This window comes from Streptomyces sp. SLBN-8D4, from assembly GCF_049739545.1.
Lineage (GTDB): Bacteria > Actinomycetota > Actinomycetes > Streptomycetales > Streptomycetaceae > Streptomyces > Streptomyces canus_C.
The window spans coordinates 3,394,400-3,409,709 of the sequence record NZ_JBMGQC010000001.1; the positions used below are offsets into that span (position 1 = coordinate 3,394,400).

Consider the following 15,310-nt stretch of genomic DNA (forward strand, 5'->3'; position numbering starts at 1 on the left):
ACCGGCGAGCCCCTTCTTCGTGCCGGGTTACGGCACGTCAGCTCAGCACGAGCAGCACCGCCAGCGCCACGAGCAGGGAGTCGATCCGGTCCAGCAGGCCGCCGGAGCCCGGCAGCCAGTGGCCGGCGTCCTTGACCCGCACCCCTCTCTTGATCATGGATTCCAGCAGGTCTCCGGCGGGGCCGCCGACCGCCACCGCGAGGGCCGTCGGCCAGCTCAGCGCGGACAGTACGGCGAGCACACCGAGCCCGGCCGCGGCCCCCGCCAGGGTCCCGCTCCACCGCTTGGCCGGGGACAGCGGCGACAACCGCGGCCCGCCCAGCCGGCGCCCGGCGAAGTACGCCGTGATGTCGGCGACCGAGACCGCCACGAACAGGGCCAGCCCGGTCGCCCCGAGCGGCACCAGCGCGGCCAGCGTGCTCAGCCAGGCCAGCCCGAGCAGCCCGGCGCCGAGCCGGCGCAGCCCCTGGTCGGCGTCGCCGCCCAGCAACGGCACCGCGGCCACCGCCAGCGCTCCGACCGCCAGCGCCCGCAGCACCTCTCCGGGCGCCAGCCAGACGGTCAGCACCACCCCCGCCACCGCCGCGGCCAGCACCGCACGGTCCACCCGGCCCAGCAGCATCAGCCCGCCGAACTCCAGCACCGCGATCACCCCGACCACCAACGCGACGGCGGCGGTGCCCGGCTCGCCCCACCAGAAGGCCGCGGTGACCAGCGGTACCCCGACCGCCCAGGCGCACCACCGGACCATCAGCTCGCGGCGCCCGGAGGCGGCCACCGCGACACCGCCCAGGGCCAGCGCCCCGCCGAGGCAGGGCGCCATGGAGGCCACGGTGGTCATCGGGCGGTTCCCGCGGCCCCCGTGGCCTGCGCCACAAGCGCGACGGGCATCGGCCGCAGCACGTCCAGGGCGGCCCGGCAGGCCGCCACGATGCGGGCGTTCTCGGCGGTGTCCCGGACCGCGATGCGCACCGTGCGCCCCTCGTACTGCGGCGACAGCGGCGACAGGTCGCGCAGGTACACCCCGTGGCGGCGGCACTCGGTCACCAGCCGCGCGGCGCTCGGTCCGCCCGGCGGCAGGGTGATCGCGAGGAAGTTCGCCACGGACTCCTCGACCGTCACCTCCGGCGCCGCCGCGGCGAGGTCCGCGGCCAGATGGCGGCGCAGGGTGTGGGTGGCGAGCCAGCGGTCGCGGTAGTACTCCGGGTCGCGCAGCGCCGCCACGGCGGCCAGCTGGGCCGGGAGACTCACCGGCCAGGGCGGGGTCCACCGGCGCAGTTCCGCCGCGGTCGCGGGTTCGGCCACCGCGTACGCGGCCCGCAGTCCGGACAGCGCGTACATCTTCGACAGCGAGGTGCAGACGGTCACCCGCGGGTCCGTCGCGGCGAGGCCGGCCAGTGACTCCTCCAGGCCCACATAGCCCAGGTACGCCTCGTCGATCCACCAGTGCGTACGGACCGGCGCGGCCTCGATGAGCGCGCGCAACCCGGACGCCGGCGCGTGCCGCCCCGTCGGGTTGTTCGGGTTGACCACCACCACGAGGTCGTAGCGGCCGGAGTCGACGGCGGCGGCCAGCCGGTCCGGGTCGATCCGCCAGCCGTCCTCGCGGCGCAGCGGGAACCGGTCCACCCGGCATCCGATCACCCGCTCCGTGACATGGGCGTACTCGCCGTAGCACGGGTCGGTCAGCAGCATCCGGCTCCGCGGGGTCAGCCGGCGGCCGAACGCCCGGAAGATCAGGTCGGACGAACCGGCGCCCACCGCCAGCGTCTGCGCGGGCAGCTGCCTGAGAGCGGCGATCTCCGCCGACAGGCCCTCCGCGCCGGACGGCGGCGAGGTACGGGCGGTCCAGGCCGGGTCCTCCGCGAGGGCCGCCCGGGCTCCGGGGGCCGGCGGGAACCAGGCGTCTAGCACATCGGCCATGACGATGTCGTGCCGCCGGTGCAGGGTGCGGAAGTCCGTGCCGACGGCGGTGAACGAGGCACCGCCGTGCTCGCAGCCGTCCGGCCGGGGCGCGAACGGCATGTCCAGCCGCCAGTCCACCACGGACCGCAACCGCTCCAGCGCGCTGCCGTACCGCTCCCTCGCCCGCCTCGTCAGCTCGGGCACCTCACCGGTCAGCACCTCGAACGTCACCGCGCCGCCGCGGACGGTACGGCCGACCGGGCGCAGGCCGACGGCCCGGTACAGGTCGAGCACCTCGGTACGTCCCATCGCCACCACCCGGCGCCCGCCGCGGGAGGCGATCCAGCGCAGCGCCGCGTACATCAGCAGGGGTGCCGCCGAGGTGCCGCGCCAGCGCGGCTCCACGGTGAGGATGCGCACCTCGAACACGTCGTGGCCGCCCAGCGCGGGCAGTTCGTCGCGGGTCAGGTACTTGTCCAGTCCGAACCGCCCCAGCCAGGGCGGGGTCAGGCTGACGAAGCCGATGCGGGTCGTGCCGCGCGCCGCGACGAGGTAGACGTTGTCACCGTCGAGACCGTCGCGCAGCCGCCCCGCCGGATCCGGCGGGTGCTGGCCCAACTCCTGTGCGTACACCCGGTGGCGCAGTTCGTGGATCCAGTCGAGATCCTCCGGAGTGGCCGAGCGCAGCTGCAGGTCACGAACCATGGGCTCCTCTTTCGACGCGGTGGATCGCATCATCGAGAAGCCGCGTCGCGCGTGCCAGAGCCGGGCAGCGCCCCCGGCCTGAGTACGGGTACTCAGGCGCGGTCGCTCCCCGTGTGCTCCGGCAGCAGGGCCGCGCGGACCCTCAGGCCTCGCCCGCCTCCAGCAGTCCCGCCGCCGCGCCCACGATCCGCGGATCGGGCGTGCCGACGACCTCGTCGTCCTTGTCGGTGTAGTCGAAGCGGGCCAGCACACTGCGCATGGCCTCGACGCGGGCCCGCTTCTTGTCGTTGCTCTTGACCACCGTCCAGGGCGCGAACTGGGTGTCCGTCTCACGGAACATGGCGACCTTCGCGGCGGTGTAGTCGTCCCAGCGGTCCAGCGAGGCGAGGTCCATGGGGCTGAGCTTCCACTGCCGTACGGGGTCGATCTGCCGGATGGTGAAGCGGGTGCGCTGCTCGCCCTGGGAGACCGAGAACCAGAACTTCAGCAGGTCCACGCCGTCGTCCACGAGCATCCGCTCGAACAGCGGGGCCTGCCGCATGAAGCGCCGGTACTCGTCGTCCTCGCAGAAGCCCATGACCCGCTCCACACCGGCCCGGTTGTACCAGGACCGGTCGAACAGCACGATCTCGCCCGCGGTCGGCAGATGTTCGACGTACCGCTGGAAGTACCACTGTCCGCGTTCGCGCTCGTTCGGCTTCTCCAGCGCGACCACGCGTGCGCCCCGGGGGTTCAGGTGCTCCGTGAAGCGCTTGATGGTGCCGCCCTTGCCGGCCGCGTCCCGCCCCTCGAAGACGATGACGAGCCGGCGCCCGGTCTCCTTGATCCAGCTCTGCAGCTTCAGCAGTTCGATCTGCTGGAGCCGCTTGTGCCAGTCGTACTCCTTGCGCTCCATGCGGTGCGCGTAGGGGTAGTTCTCCCGCCAGGTGTCGATCGGGCTGCCGTCCGGGCGGATCAGCACGGGGTCGTCGGGGTCGGTGTAGTCGACCTTCAGGTCGGTCAGCAGCGGGGTCACCCTGCTCCCCTCTCCTCTCGGTGGATCAGTGGAACTGCGGCACGATCAGATAGATGCCGTACGCCACCACCGCCGCGCAGGCGAGGAAGCACAGGCCGGCCTGGGTGATGCCGAGCGTGGACGTTCCACCACCGCCACCCTCCCGCGCCCCCTCGAAGCGGGCGAGGCCGAGTACCCCGAGGGCGAAGACCACGACCACGGCGATGGTGACGCCGACGCTCACCGCGGTGACCTGGCCGAGTGCGGTCCAGTCGATGCTCATGACAGGAACTCCTAAGAGGCTCAGGCGGCCGTGCCGACGCTGGTCGGCGCCGAGGTGCGGACGGGGACCTCGTGGTGGTCGTTGACGTTGTGCGCGCTCACCGGGTTGCGGCGGGAGAGCAGCACGATGCCCGCGGCGACGGCGGCGCCGACCAGCGCGACGACGACCGTGCCGAAGTTGCCGCCGTGCTTGACGGCACTCGCGGAGATGCCGCCGACCAGCGCGGCCGCCGGCAGGGTGATCAGCCAGGCCGCGACCATGCGCCCGGCGATGCCCCAGCGGACCTCCGCCAGCTTCCGGCCGAGGCCCGCGCCGAGGATGCTGCCCGAGGCGACCTGGGTGGTCGACAGGGCGAAACCGAGGTGGGCGGAGGTCAGGATGACCGTGGTGGACGCGGTCTCGGCGGCGAAGCCCTGCGGGGACTGGATCTCGGTGAGGCCCTTGCCCATCGTGCGGATGATCCGCCAGCCGCCGATGTAGGTGCCGAGGCCGATCGCGAGCCCCGCGGAGGCGATGACCCAGACCGGCGGACCGGCGTCGTGGTCGAGCGCGCCGGCCGAGATCAGGGTCAGCGTGATGACGCCCATGGTCTTCTGGGCGTCGTTGGTGCCGTGCGCGAGCGAGACGAGGGAGGCGGAGGCGATCTGGCCGAGCCGGAAGCCCTTGGTCACCGAGTCCTTGCGAGCGCGGGCGGTGAGCTTGTAGGCGAGGTAGGTGGCGATCAGTGCCGCCACGCCCGCCACGACCGGCGAGGCCACCGCGGGGATCAGGATCTTCTCGACCACCTTGTCGGCGTGCACGCCGTGGGAGCCGGCGCCGACCCACACGGCGCCGATCAGTCCGCCGAACAGGGCGTGCGACGAGCTCGACGGCAGGCCGACCAGCCAGGTCAGCAGGTTCCACAGAATCGCTCCGACCAGCCCCGCGAAGATCATCCCGGGCGAGACCAGGGTGTCGTCCACGATGCCTCCGGAGATCGTCTTGGCGACCTCGGTGGACAGGAAGGCGCCGACGACGTTCAGCACGCCGCTGATCAGGACCGCGGTCCGGGGTTTCAGTGCGCCGGTCGCGATGGACGTGGCCATCGCGTTCGCGGTGTCGTGGAATCCGTTGGTGAAGTCGAAGGCCAGAGCCGTGACGATGACGACCGCCACGAGGAACGTGATGTGGTCCATGCCTCTCATGGGAACAAGCGCTTCCATACGGCGGACGAACGCGAGGCAAAGCCCGTTCCAGGTCCCTGCGCCCAGCTGGTGACCATCGTGCGATGCTGGCGTGATGGTGAGCGTCGAGGACCTGGTGCGGCTGCGGCAGGCGCGTGATCGCATGGACCGCGAGTACACCGAGCCGCTCGACGTGCCCGCGCTCGCCCGCACCGCGCTGATGTCCCCGGGCCATTTCCAGCGCAGTTTCCGCGCGGAGTTCGGGGAGACGCCGTACGGCTATCTCATGACCCGGCGCATCGAGCGCGCGAAGGCGCTGCTGCGGCGGGGCGACCTGTCCGTCACCGAGGTCTGCATGGCCGTGGGATGCACCTCCCTCGGCTCCTTCAGCTCGCGCTTCACCGAACTGGTGGGTGAGACGCCGAGCGCCTACCGCGCGCGCACCCACGAGGAGATCGCCGGGATCCCGCCGTGCGTGGTCCGCAGGCACACCAGGCCCCGACGGGCCTAACGTGAAGCCATGGACATCAAACTCAAGAACTGCTTCATCGCCGTGGACGACCACGACAAGGCGATCGCGTTCTACCGGGACGTCCTGGGCATGGAGGTGCGGGGCGACGTCGGGTACGAGGGCATGCGCTGGGTGACGGTCGGCTCGCCGCTCCAGCCGGACGTGGACATCGTGCTGGAGCCGCCCGCCGCGGACCCGGACGCGTCCCCCGCGGACAAGGAGGCGATGGCACGGCTGCTGGCCAAGGGCTTGCTGCGCGGGGTCAACTTCACCACCACCGACTGTGACGCGCTGTTCGCCCGGGTCCGGGAGTCGGGGGCCGACGTCATCCAGGAGCCCACGGACATGCCGTACGGGGTGCGGGACTGTGCGTTCCGGGATCCGGCGGGGAACATGCTGCGGTTCATGGAGGTGCCGAAGTAGGGGCGCCTACGATCACCGCATGACTACCCGCTGGACGTACGCCTTCGTTGACCGGCCCGTGGCCCGCTTCGCGCAGGCCTGCGACTTCTGGGCCGGCGCCACCGGCACGCGGTTGTCCGAACCCCGGGGTGAGCGGCGGGAGTTCGTGACGCTCATGCCGTCCGGTGGCGCCGACGCCTGCGTCAAGGCCCAGGCCGTCGCCTCCGGACCGGGCGGTGCCCATCTCGACTTCTGCGTGGACGACGTACGGAAGTTCGCGAAGGCGGCGCAGGCGCTCGGCGCGCACGTGGTCGCCGATCAGGGCACGCTGGTGGTGCTCCGCTCCCCCGCCGGCCAGTTGTTCTGCGCCGATCCCTGGCGCGGGCAGTCGACGCGCCCGCCGGTGGTCCGCGGCAGCCGTCTCGACCAGGTCTGCCTGGACCTCCCGCCCTCCCTCCACGAGGCCGAAGTCGCTTTCTGGGCCGCCCTGTTGCCCGAGTGGGAGTCGCTGCCCGGCGCACTGCCCGAATTCCATGTCCTCAAGCCGCCGGCCGGCCTCCCGGTCCGCATCCTTCTCCAGCGCCTGGACGAGGAGCGCCCGGCCGCCGCCCATCTGGATCTCGCCTGCGCGGACATCGAGGCGACCCGGGCCGAACACGAGCGCCTGGGCGCCGAGTTCGTCGCCGAGGGCAGGAGATGGACGGTGATGAGGGACCCGGCGGGCGGCCTGTACTGCCTGACGGGGCGGGACCCTGAGACGGGCGGGCTGCCTAACCCGAGGAGATGAACGCGCAGGCGAGGAGTGTCGGACCCGCATCGGGGTCGGAGGCGGGGGTGGGCGTGGGGCATGTGGAAGGCCACTCATCCGGAACCACGGGCGTCGGAGTGTTCTCCTCCCAGCTGTACGGCCCCGGCGGCTCGGCCGAGTCCTGAAGCCAGAGCGTGAGCCCGCCCGCGACGACCACGAGAGCCACCCAGACCGCCACGGCCCACGCCCATGCCCGACGGCGACCACTCACCCCCACGGCTCCACGTCGACGACCGCGTCCACCGGGATCGGCCCGTAGACGTGCGGGAACTCCTCGGCGCCGGGCGCGGGGGCCTCGTACTTCAGCGGTACGTCGAGCCGGGCGGGGTCGATGACGAGGACCACCAGGTCCGGCACCCCCGGCGAAGAAGCGCGCGGCCGTGCCGGGCAGCTGCTCGCGCGTCGAACAGTGGATGAACCCCTCCTCCAGGAGGGTCCGGCCGCGCGTCGAGATCTCGTACGTGCCCCGGGAGCGGGCCTCCTCCCACAGGGAGCGTTCGGTCAGGTGCACGATGAGGTTCGCTGTGGACATGCCGACACGTTAAGGCCTCAGCCGGGCCGCCCGCCCCTGCAGATATCGCTGCTCGGGCAGGCTGAGGGTCTTCCCGGCCGCCGACTCGTACGCGGCCCGCGCCTCCTCGTACGCACCGGCCCGCTCCAGCAGATGCCCGCGTACGGCGTCCAGGCGGTGCCCCAACTCGCCGGTGAGCGAGTCCAGTTCCGCGAGCCCGGCCCGCGGCCCGTGCACCATCGCGACCGCGACCGCCCGGTTCAGCCGCTCCACGGGCCCCGGCACGAGCCGTACGAGAACGTCGTAGAGCCCGAGGATCTCCCGCCAGTCGGTCGCCTCCGGCGAGGGCGCCTCGTCGTGCACGGCGGCGATGGCCGCGCGGATCTGATAGGGCCCGGCGTGGCGGCGGGCCAGCGCCCGGGTCACCAGCGCGACGCCCTCCTCGATCGCCGCCTTGTCCCAGCGGGCGCGGTCCTGCTCGTCGAGGGGGACCAGGTCGCCGTCCGGGCCGGTGCGGGCGTCGCGGCGGGCGTCCGTGAGCAGCATCAGGGCGAGCAGGCCCGCGATCTCGCAGTCGTCGGGGAGCAGGCGGTGGACGGCGCGGGTCAGACGGATCGCCTCGCCGGCGAGGTCGCGCCGCTGGAGGGCCGGTCCGGAGGTCGCCGTGTGGCCCTCGTTGAAGATCAGGTAGAGGGTGTGCAGGACGGCGGGCAGCCGTTCCTCCCAGTTGTCGGGCTGCCCGAAGCCGACGCCCCGCACCTTCTGCTTGGCCCGGCTGACGCGCTGCGCCATGGTCGCCTCGGGGACCAGATACGCCCGGGCGATCTCCGCCGTGGTCAGACCGCCGACCGCGCGCAGGGTGAGCGCGATCTGCGCGGACGGGGTGAGCTGCGGATGGCAGCACAGGAACAGCAGGGACAGGGTGTCGTCCTCGCGCGGGGCCCGGTCGGCGACCGCCGTGTCGCGCGCGCTCAGCGCCGCCACCCGCTCCTCCCGCGCCCGCCGTGCCTCCTCCGCGCGCAGCATGTCGGTCAGCCGCCGCGAGGCCACCTTGATGAGCCACCCGCGCGGATTGTCCGGCACCCCCGCCGACGGCCACTGCCCGGCCGCGGCGAGCAGTGCCTCCTGTACGGCGTCCTCGGCGGCGTCGAAACGGCCGTACCGCCTGACCAGCGCGCCGAGGACCTGCGGCGCGTGCAGGCGCAGCAGGTCCTCGGTCGGGTTCGTCGGTCGCACGGTCCTCAGATGTCCCCGGCGCCGTCCAGGATGGGCCGGATCACCACGGGGTACTCGGGGGCGCCGGCGGGCTGGGGGCACTGGGCGATGCGCTCGGCGATCTCCGTGACGCGCTCCAGGCTCTCGCACTCCAGCACCCAGTAGCCGCAGAGGAGTTCCTTGGTCTCGCTGTACGGCCCGTCGGTGATCACGGCCTTGCCGTCCGCGCCCCGGCTGACGTGCCGGATCCTGTCGGGCTCGGCCAGGCCCTGGCCGTCGAGCATCTCGCCGGTCTCGGACAGGTCGTCGTTGACGGCGCTCATGAAGGCGTACATCGTCTGGATCTCCTGCTCGCTCCAGGCCGGGGAGTGCTCGGAGCCCTTGCCACGCATGGCGTCGTAGTCGGCCTGTGTCCCCTGCACCATGACCAGGTACTTCATGATTCCGCTCCTTCGGCTTCGGTTGACTCTCACCGGGGACGTCGGAGCCGGGGACGGATTCTCGACATACGTTCAGGAACTTTTTGCGGCGGGAGCGCCGCCGTGGTCCTCGCCGGACCGGGCATCCTGACCGGCGTACGCCTCGCACTCCGGGTTGTGGCACGGGCCGCCCGTCCATACGGGGACCCACACACCCAGCGTCTTGTGACGCCGTACGACTGTCTCGACCGGCTGTCCGCAGACGGGACAGACGTGTTCGTCGCTGTCCATGTCCTCAGGGTAGGACGAAGGGGCCGCGGGCGCTTCACCCGGCCGAAGGACCGGTCGCCTATCGCGGCGTTCATGCACGACCTGATGGACCGCGCGACCCATGACCGCACGGGCTATCCGGCCCTTCTGGAAATGCGCCTGGAGGCCACCCGCCACCCCGAACTCCGCGCCTCCTGCACCAGGTCGGTCCGGGCGGGCCTGAACGAGGGCATCCGGTTCCACCGCGAGCCGGGCCTGCCGGGTGGCGACGAGACGGTCACGGTGCTCTATCCGGCGATGCCGGGGCTGCTGCTGGAACACCGACGCTGCCCGGGGCGCTGGAGGGAGTCCTGCCGGAGGTGAAGGTCCCGCAGGGCCTGGTGGAACGGATCGTGGAGAAGGTCGTCCCGGTGGCCTGGTCGGGGGCGCGGCGCTGCGAGCTGGGCGACGCCCCCGCTCAGTGCTGCTCCCCGCCTATCGCGAGGCGCGCGGCTCGCGCCACATCGGCCACATCAGGGGCCCGTCGGGCAGTTCGAGCGGCCGCTCCACCAGCTCGAACCCGAGCCGCTCGTACAGCCCCCGGCTCCGCGCACTGCTCGCCTCCAGATACGCCGGCACCCCGTCCCGGTCGCACCGCTCCAGAACCGACCCGATGAGCGCGGTCCCGAGTCCCTCCCCCTGGTGCCCGGGGTCCACGCCGATCATCCACAGGTACTCGTAGGCCCGCCCGGACGGATGCACCTCGGCCGTGAGCCGTCCGATCAGCTCGATGCGCTCATTGCCCGGATCGAGAGCCTCGCGCAGGGCCGCGAACTCGTCCTCGCCGTCGTGCTCGTCCTCGCCGTCGTGCTCGTCGCCCCCGTCCGCCGGCACCGGCAGCCACAACGCGCAGGCGGTCCCCTCCTCCGTGACGTCCACCCGCCCCTCGGCCAGCACGATGTCCACGAACGCGGCCATCAACCGGGGATGCGTCGTACGGCGGTACTCCTCCCCGGGAAAGATCCACCCACTGACCGGATCGTCCTGGAAGGCCGCGTCCAGCAGCCGCGTCACCAGTTCGCGATCGCTTCCCCCGGCCGTCCGTATCGCCACGCCCATGCCCCGCCCCTAACTCAACCACCGTCGGCCACAAAGGTGTTGAGAATATCCGGAGAGCATGCGGAAGCGGGCCCCGCACACCGTGGGGATGTGCGGGACCCGTCAGCCGGAACACGCGGCGGCCGCGCGGGTCAGGACCGCGCGGTGCCGGGCGCTCCGGGGTCCTCAGGCGCTGCGCCGCGTCACGAACTCCGCGAGCGAGAGCAGGCCGCCCGCCGCCTCCGGATCGGGCACCGCACGGGACAGCTGTCCCATCGCCCGGGCCATCCGGTCGGCCGCCTGCGCCTGCGCCCAGTCGCGACCGCCGGCCTCCTCGACGGCGAGGGCCGTACGCGCCAGGTCCTCCTCGGCGTACGGCGCCGCGTACAGCTCGGCCAGTTCCGCGGCCGCCGCCGTGCCGGAGGTGAGCGCGGCGACCACCGGGAGGGACTTCTTGCGGGCGGCGAGGTCCGCGCCGGCCGGTTTGCCGGTGTGGCTCGGGTCGCCCCATATGCCGATCACGTCGTCGATGAGCTGGAAGGCAAGGCCCGCCTCCCGGCCGAACGCATCCAGCGCCCCGACGTCCTCGGTGGACGCGCCCGCGTACAGCGCGCCGAGCGCACAGGCACACCCGAGCAGCGCGCCCGTCTTGGCCTCCGCCATCACGAGCACCTGGTCGAGGGTGACCTCACCGGGGCCGAGCGCCTGCATGGCGGTGTCCTCGTGCTGGCCCTCGCACAGCTCGACGACACAGGCCGCGAGCCGGGCCGCCGCCGGTGCCGCGGCGGGGTGCGGGTCCTCGGCCAGCAGCCGGAGTGCCAGCGCCTGGAGGGCGTCCCCGGCGAGGATCGCGTCGGCGTCGCCGAACACGGTCCATGCGGTGGGGCGGTGCCTCCGGGTGGTGTCGCGGTCCATCACGTCGTCGTGCAGCAGCGTGAAGTTGTGGACCAGCTCCACGGCCACGGCCGCTCGGACGGCCGCCGCCCGCGCCCGCTCCCCGCCGAGAGCGGCGGCCGCGGTGAGGACGAGCGCGGGCCGAATCGCCTTGCCCGCGTTGCCCGCCGCCTGGGTGCCGTCGGCGTGTTCCCAGCCGAAGTGGTAGAGCGCGACCCTGCGCAGGGAACCTGGCAGCGACTCCAGCGCGGCCCGCAGCTCGGGATCGACCGACGCCCGTACCCGCTCCAGGATCACCGCGGCCTCGTGACCATCGACGGCGTGCGTCTCCTGCCGGGCGTCGGGGCCGTGCCGTGGAGGCGCTGCGGGCGACACGTCGGGCACGTGGAGCGGGTGTGCCTCGGAGGGCGGGTCGGACCCTTGGAAAGGCAGGGCCTCGGATGGCGGGTCGGCTCCGTGGAGCAGCTGTGCCTCGGGCTGCGCGTCGGTCTCACGGAGCGGCAGCGCCTCGCACCCCGTGTCGGCTCCGTGGAGCGGCCGTGTCCCGGACCGCGCATCGGTCCCGTGAAGCGGGCTCGCCCCGGCCCCGTCGAGTCGGCCCCTCTCCCCCGCCGGCGGCCCGACCCCGGGACGCTCGGCGCCCGGCGCCTCCATCCCCCCGGTGGCCGGCGCCCGCGCCTCCGTCCTTGCTGTCACCAGTGCCTGCGTGCCCGTCGTGAACTCGGCCATGGAACCCCCCTCGGTCAGTCCGCGGCCGGTGGCGCTTGCGCCGGGGGCGGGCGCGCTCCTCCGGGGTGTGTCCCCTCCGGAGGCCGGCCGGAGTGCCCCCACTCCGGTGTTCGACAGAGGTCCCCCCGCCCCGCTGTGCGACCGGGGCCCACCCGCCCCGGTGGCCGGGAACACGGCCCCCCGGCGCGGGGACGTCACCTCCAGCGACCGATCTCGACGTTCTCCAGGACTCCGAGCGCGTCCGGCACCAGCACGGCCGCCGAGTAGTAGGCCGTCACCAGGTACTTGATGATCGACTGTTCGTTGATGCCCATGAACCGTACCGACAGGCTCGGCTCGATCTCGTCCGGGATACCGGCCTGCTGGAGGCCGATGACGCCCTGGTCTGCCTCACCGGTACGCATGGCGATGATCGAGGTGGTCCGCTCCGGAGTGACCGGGATCTTGTTGCAAGGATAGATCGGCACCCCGCGCCAGGTGGGGATGCGGTTGCCGCCCACGTCGATGGTCTCGGGGACCAGTCCGCGCTTGTTGAGCTCACGGCCGATCGCGGAGATCGCGCGCGGATGGGCCAGCAGCAGCTTGGTGCCCCGGCGGCGGCTGAGCAGCTCGTCGAGGTCGTCGGGGCTGGGCACACCGTCGTGCGGCTGGAGCCGCTGGTCGTACTCGCAGTTGTTCAGCAGCCCGAACTCACGGTTGTTGACGAGCTCGTGCTCCTGGCGCTCCTTGAGTGCCTCGACGGTCAGCCGGATCTGCTGTTCCGTCTGGTTCATCGGCTGGTTGTAAAGGTCGGCGACCCGGGTGTGGATGCGCAGAACGGTCTGGGCGATGCTCAGTTCGTACTCGCGGGGCCGGGCGTCGTAGTCGACGAAGGTGTGCGGGATGTCGGGTTCGCCGTCGTGGCCCGCCGCGAGGTCGATCTCCTTCTCGCCGTACTTGTTGGTGCGCTGCGAGGGGATCGCGCGCTGCTCCCGGAGGTGCTCGCGCAGGGCTTCGGCACGCTCCGCCACCTGGTCGACCTCTTGGCGGGGCAGCACGAGGACCGTGCAGGCGGTGGCCGCGCGGGCCGTGTACTCCCAGATGGCGTCCGGGTCGAGGAGCGCCTGGTCGCCGAAGTAGGCGCCGTCCGCGAGGACCCCGAGGACCGCGTCGTCGCCGTAGGGGCCGGTCCCGACCTTCTCCACCCTGCCATGCGCCAGCAGGTACACCTCGTCGGCCTGTGCCCCGAACGAGGCGATCACCGAACCCTGGGTGAACTCCCGCTGCTGGCAGCGCTGGGCGAGCTCGGAGAGCACGTCGTCCTCCTCGTACGACCTGAGCGCCGGCAGCTCGCGCAGCTCTGCGGGGATCACCTCGACCCGGTCCCCGGTCTTCACGAAGGTCACCCGGCCGTCGCCCACGGCGTAGCTCAGGCGGCGGTTCACCCGGTACGTACCGCCCTGGACGTTCACCCAGGGCAGCATGCGCAGCAGCCAGCGGGAGCTGATCTCCTGCATCTGGGGTGCGGACTTGGTGGTGGTGGCCAGGTTCCGCGCGGCCGCTGTGCCGAGGCTCTGCTGCGGCCGGTCCTGCTCGGTGCGGACCTCTTCGCCTACCGACATAAGGAATTGCCCTCCCGGTACATGCCCGGACGCGCTCTACGCCCGGGCACCGATGTGCAAGAGCAAGCCTCCCTCACGGAATGTGCCGGTGCTATTACACGAAAGAGGGGGAATGGATCATTGCGCGGCTGGGCATATGCGCGCTTCCTATCCACTGACGCCCAGTCAATTCCACTGTCATGAACGGAATTTGACTGTCCGAATCAGCTCGCACGCTGTGCGAACCAGGAGTCGGAGTCCGCCTCTTTCGGTACAAGCACCTGTAGGGGCCGACCGCGTTCGGCGGCCGGCACGCAGCACGAAGGAGGGAGCCATGGCCTCACCCATGTCCGCAGGCAGATTCCTGGCCGTCCTGCGGGCGGAGGGCGCCACCGTCGTCGAGGTCGGCGACTGGGAGCACCACAACCGCAACCACGTCGGCGCCTGGGGACCGGTGCACGGCGTGATGATCCACCACACGGTGACCAGGGGCAGCGCGGCGACGGTCGAGCTGTGCCGCAAGGGCTACACCGACCTGCCGGGCCCCCTGTGCCACGGCGTCATCACCAAGGACGGCACCGTCCATCTCGTCGGCTACGGCCGCGCCAACCACGCCGGTCTCGGCGACGACGACGTCCTGCGCGCGGTGATCGCGGAGAAGGCGCTTCCTGCCGACAACGAGGCCAACACCGACGGCAACCGCCATTTCTACGGCTTCGAGTGCGAGAACCTCGGCGACGGCGACGACCCCTGGCCGGCCGCCCAGCTGACGGCGATCGAACGGGTCTCCGCGGCGGTGTGCCGCTACCACGGCTGGACGCAACGGTCGGTCATCGGCCATCTGGAGTGGCAGCCGGGCAAGGTGGATCCGCGAGGCTTCACGATGGCCTGGCTGCAGGGCCGGATCCGGGAGCGCCTGAACTGACCGCTCAGGTCACAATGGGGGCGTGACCGGCCTCGACACCCTGCGCCCCCGCCTCCCCTCGCCCCTGCAGGAGCTGTCGGACCCCCGCTTCGCCCGGCACGGCCTGCGCCTTCTCCTCAAGCGCGACGACCTGATCCACCCCGAGCTCATCGGCAACAAGTGGCGCAAACTCGCGCCGAACCTCACCGCGGCCGCCGGCCGTACGGTCGTCACCTTCGGCGGCGCGTACTCCAACCACCTTCGCGCCACAGCGGCCGCCGGACGGCTCCTCGGCCTGCCCACGGTCGGTGTGGTCCGCGGTGAGGAACTCGCCGACCGCCCCCTGAACCCCTCCCTCGCCCGGTGCGCGGCCGACGGCATGCGCCTGCACTTCGTCGACCGGCCCACATACCGCCGCAAGACCGAACCGGCCACCCTCACACGCGTGCTGCGCGCGGCCCAGGCCGAGGACGCGCACGTCGTCCCGGAGGGCGGCAGCAACTCACCCGCTGTACGAGGATGCCGCGCACTCGGCGAGGAGCTGTCCGGGCAGGCCGACGTGGTCGCGATCGCCTGCGGCACCGGAGGCACCCTGGCGGGCCTCGCGGCCGGACTGGCCCCGGGCATGCGCTGCCTGGGCGTTCCAGTCCTCAAGGGCGGCTTCCTGAGCGCCGACATAGAGTCCCTGCAACGCCGCGCCTTCGGTGCCCGCTGCGGTGACTGGACGCTCGACGACCGCTTCCACTTCGGCGGCTACGCGCGCACGACGCCCGAACTGAACGCCTTCGCCGAGGACTTCGAGCACCGCCACGGCCTGCCCGTGGAACGTCTTTATGTCGCCAAGTTGCTGTACGGACTTGTCGCCCTCGCCGAGGAGGACGCTTTCGCGCGCGGGACGACCGTCGCGGCGGTCGTCACGGGCCGCCCCTTCCTCTGAGCC

Annotated in this window: 16 protein-coding genes and 2 pseudogenes; 6 read left to right on the top strand and 12 right to left on the bottom strand. The window is 72.2% G+C overall.

All coding sequences use genetic code 11. From position 1 onward, the window contains the following. Nucleotides 1–37: 37 nt before the first annotated feature. The 5 genes from RKD20_RS14935 to RKD20_RS14955 form a co-directional block, all read right to left on the bottom strand. On the bottom strand, nucleotides 38–841 hold the full coding sequence (locus RKD20_RS14935) for a phosphatidate cytidylyltransferase (protein ID WP_424878164.1): 804 nt from the start codon (nucleotides 839–841) through the stop codon (nucleotides 38–40). After that, the gene (locus tag RKD20_RS14940; protein WP_424878165.1) at nucleotides 838–2,610 is read right to left on the bottom strand and encodes an aminotransferase class I/II-fold pyridoxal phosphate-dependent enzyme; all 1,773 of its coding nucleotides are present in this window, start codon (nucleotides 2,608–2,610) and stop codon (nucleotides 838–840) included. The genes RKD20_RS14935 and RKD20_RS14940 overlap by 4 nt, the downstream gene beginning before the upstream one ends. 142 nt (nucleotides 2,611–2,752) lie before the next feature. Further along, nucleotides 2,753–3,625: a polyphosphate kinase 2 gene (gene ppk2, locus RKD20_RS14945; protein ID WP_424878166.1), complete on the bottom strand. Its 873-nt coding sequence runs from the start codon at nucleotides 3,623–3,625 to the stop codon at nucleotides 2,753–2,755. Nucleotides 3,626–3,650: 25 nt separating this feature from the next. Continuing rightward, on the bottom strand, nucleotides 3,651–3,887 hold the full coding sequence (locus RKD20_RS14950) for a hypothetical protein (protein WP_424878167.1): 237 nt from the start codon (nucleotides 3,885–3,887) through the stop codon (nucleotides 3,651–3,653). A 20-nt stretch (nucleotides 3,888–3,907) separates the two neighbouring features. Next, nucleotides 3,908–5,062: an anion permease gene (locus RKD20_RS14955; protein ID WP_424878168.1), complete on the bottom strand. Its 1,155-nt coding sequence runs from the start codon at nucleotides 5,060–5,062 to the stop codon at nucleotides 3,908–3,910. Nucleotides 5,063–5,165: 103 nt separating this feature from the next. On the opposite strand from RKD20_RS14955, the gene RKD20_RS14960 reads away from it, so the two are divergent. The 3 genes from RKD20_RS14960 to RKD20_RS14970 are packed head-to-tail and all read left to right on the top strand — an operon-like array spanning nucleotide 5,166 to nucleotide 6,750. Further along, a complete protein-coding gene (locus tag RKD20_RS14960; protein WP_020123529.1) occupies nucleotides 5,166–5,561 on the top strand; it encodes a helix-turn-helix transcriptional regulator in 396 nt (131 codons plus the stop codon). A gap of 9 nt (nucleotides 5,562–5,570) precedes the next feature. Next, nucleotides 5,571–5,984, top strand: a complete 414-nt coding sequence (locus RKD20_RS14965; RefSeq protein WP_007384639.1) for a VOC family protein — start codon at nucleotides 5,571–5,573, stop codon at nucleotides 5,982–5,984. 19 nt (nucleotides 5,985–6,003) lie between these two features. Beyond that, complete coding sequence (locus RKD20_RS14970; RefSeq protein ID WP_424878169.1) at nucleotides 6,004–6,750, top strand: VOC family protein; 747 nt, start codon at nucleotides 6,004–6,006, stop codon at nucleotides 6,748–6,750. A gap of 228 nt (nucleotides 6,751–6,978) precedes the next feature. Here RKD20_RS14970 and RKD20_RS14975 read toward each other — a convergent pair. From RKD20_RS14975 to RKD20_RS14990, 4 genes and pseudogenes are all read right to left on the bottom strand, one after another. Beyond that, nucleotides 6,979–7,303, bottom strand: a pseudogene (locus tag RKD20_RS14975) (DUF952 domain-containing protein). 9 nt (nucleotides 7,304–7,312) lie between these two features. After that, nucleotides 7,313–8,518 carry an RNA polymerase sigma factor gene (locus RKD20_RS14980; protein ID WP_424878170.1) on the bottom strand — a complete coding sequence of 402 codons (1,206 nt, stop codon included), beginning with the start codon at nucleotides 8,516–8,518 and terminating at the stop codon, nucleotides 7,313–7,315. Between the two features lie 5 nt (nucleotides 8,519–8,523). Beyond that, complete coding sequence (locus RKD20_RS14985) at nucleotides 8,524–8,937, bottom strand: YciI family protein (RefSeq protein WP_424878171.1); 414 nt, start codon at nucleotides 8,935–8,937, stop codon at nucleotides 8,524–8,526. A 72-nt stretch (nucleotides 8,938–9,009) separates the two neighbouring features. Further along, entirely contained in the window at nucleotides 9,010–9,207 is a 198-nt protein-coding gene (locus RKD20_RS14990) for a hypothetical protein (RefSeq protein ID WP_424878172.1), read from the bottom strand. A gap of 39 nt (nucleotides 9,208–9,246) precedes the next feature. Here RKD20_RS14990 and RKD20_RS14995 point away from each other — a divergent pair. Next, a pseudogene (locus RKD20_RS14995) lies at nucleotides 9,247–9,596 on the top strand (TetR/AcrR family transcriptional regulator); the annotation flags it as partial. Nucleotides 9,597–9,660: 64 nt separating this feature from the next. Here the strand turns inward: RKD20_RS14995 and RKD20_RS15000 are convergent. The 3 genes from RKD20_RS15000 to RKD20_RS15010 all read right to left on the bottom strand — a co-directional run bounded on the left by RKD20_RS15000 (nucleotide 9,661) and on the right by RKD20_RS15010 (nucleotide 13,487). After that, complete coding sequence (locus tag RKD20_RS15000; protein WP_424878173.1) at nucleotides 9,661–10,284, bottom strand: GNAT family N-acetyltransferase; 624 nt, start codon at nucleotides 10,282–10,284, stop codon at nucleotides 9,661–9,663. Between the two features lie 165 nt (nucleotides 10,285–10,449). Beyond that, nucleotides 10,450–11,532: a family 2 encapsulin nanocompartment cargo protein polyprenyl transferase gene (locus RKD20_RS15005; RefSeq protein WP_424883220.1), complete on the bottom strand. Its 1,083-nt coding sequence runs from the start codon at nucleotides 11,530–11,532 to the stop codon at nucleotides 10,450–10,452. Nucleotides 11,533–12,080: 548 nt separating this feature from the next. Beyond that, the gene (locus tag RKD20_RS15010; protein WP_424878174.1) at nucleotides 12,081–13,487 is read right to left on the bottom strand and encodes a family 2B encapsulin nanocompartment shell protein; all 1,407 of its coding nucleotides are present in this window, start codon (nucleotides 13,485–13,487) and stop codon (nucleotides 12,081–12,083) included. A gap of 313 nt (nucleotides 13,488–13,800) precedes the next feature. On the opposite strand from RKD20_RS15010, the gene RKD20_RS15015 reads away from it, so the two are divergent. Continuing rightward, on the top strand, nucleotides 13,801–14,391 hold the full coding sequence (locus RKD20_RS15015) for an N-acetylmuramoyl-L-alanine amidase (protein ID WP_424878175.1): 591 nt from the start codon (nucleotides 13,801–13,803) through the stop codon (nucleotides 14,389–14,391). 22 nt (nucleotides 14,392–14,413) lie between these two features. Then, nucleotides 14,414–15,307, top strand: coding sequence for a 1-aminocyclopropane-1-carboxylate deaminase/D-cysteine desulfhydrase (locus tag RKD20_RS15020; RefSeq protein WP_424878176.1), 894 nt, complete (start codon nucleotides 14,414–14,416; stop codon nucleotides 15,305–15,307). Nucleotides 15,308–15,310 lie beyond the last annotated feature (3 nt).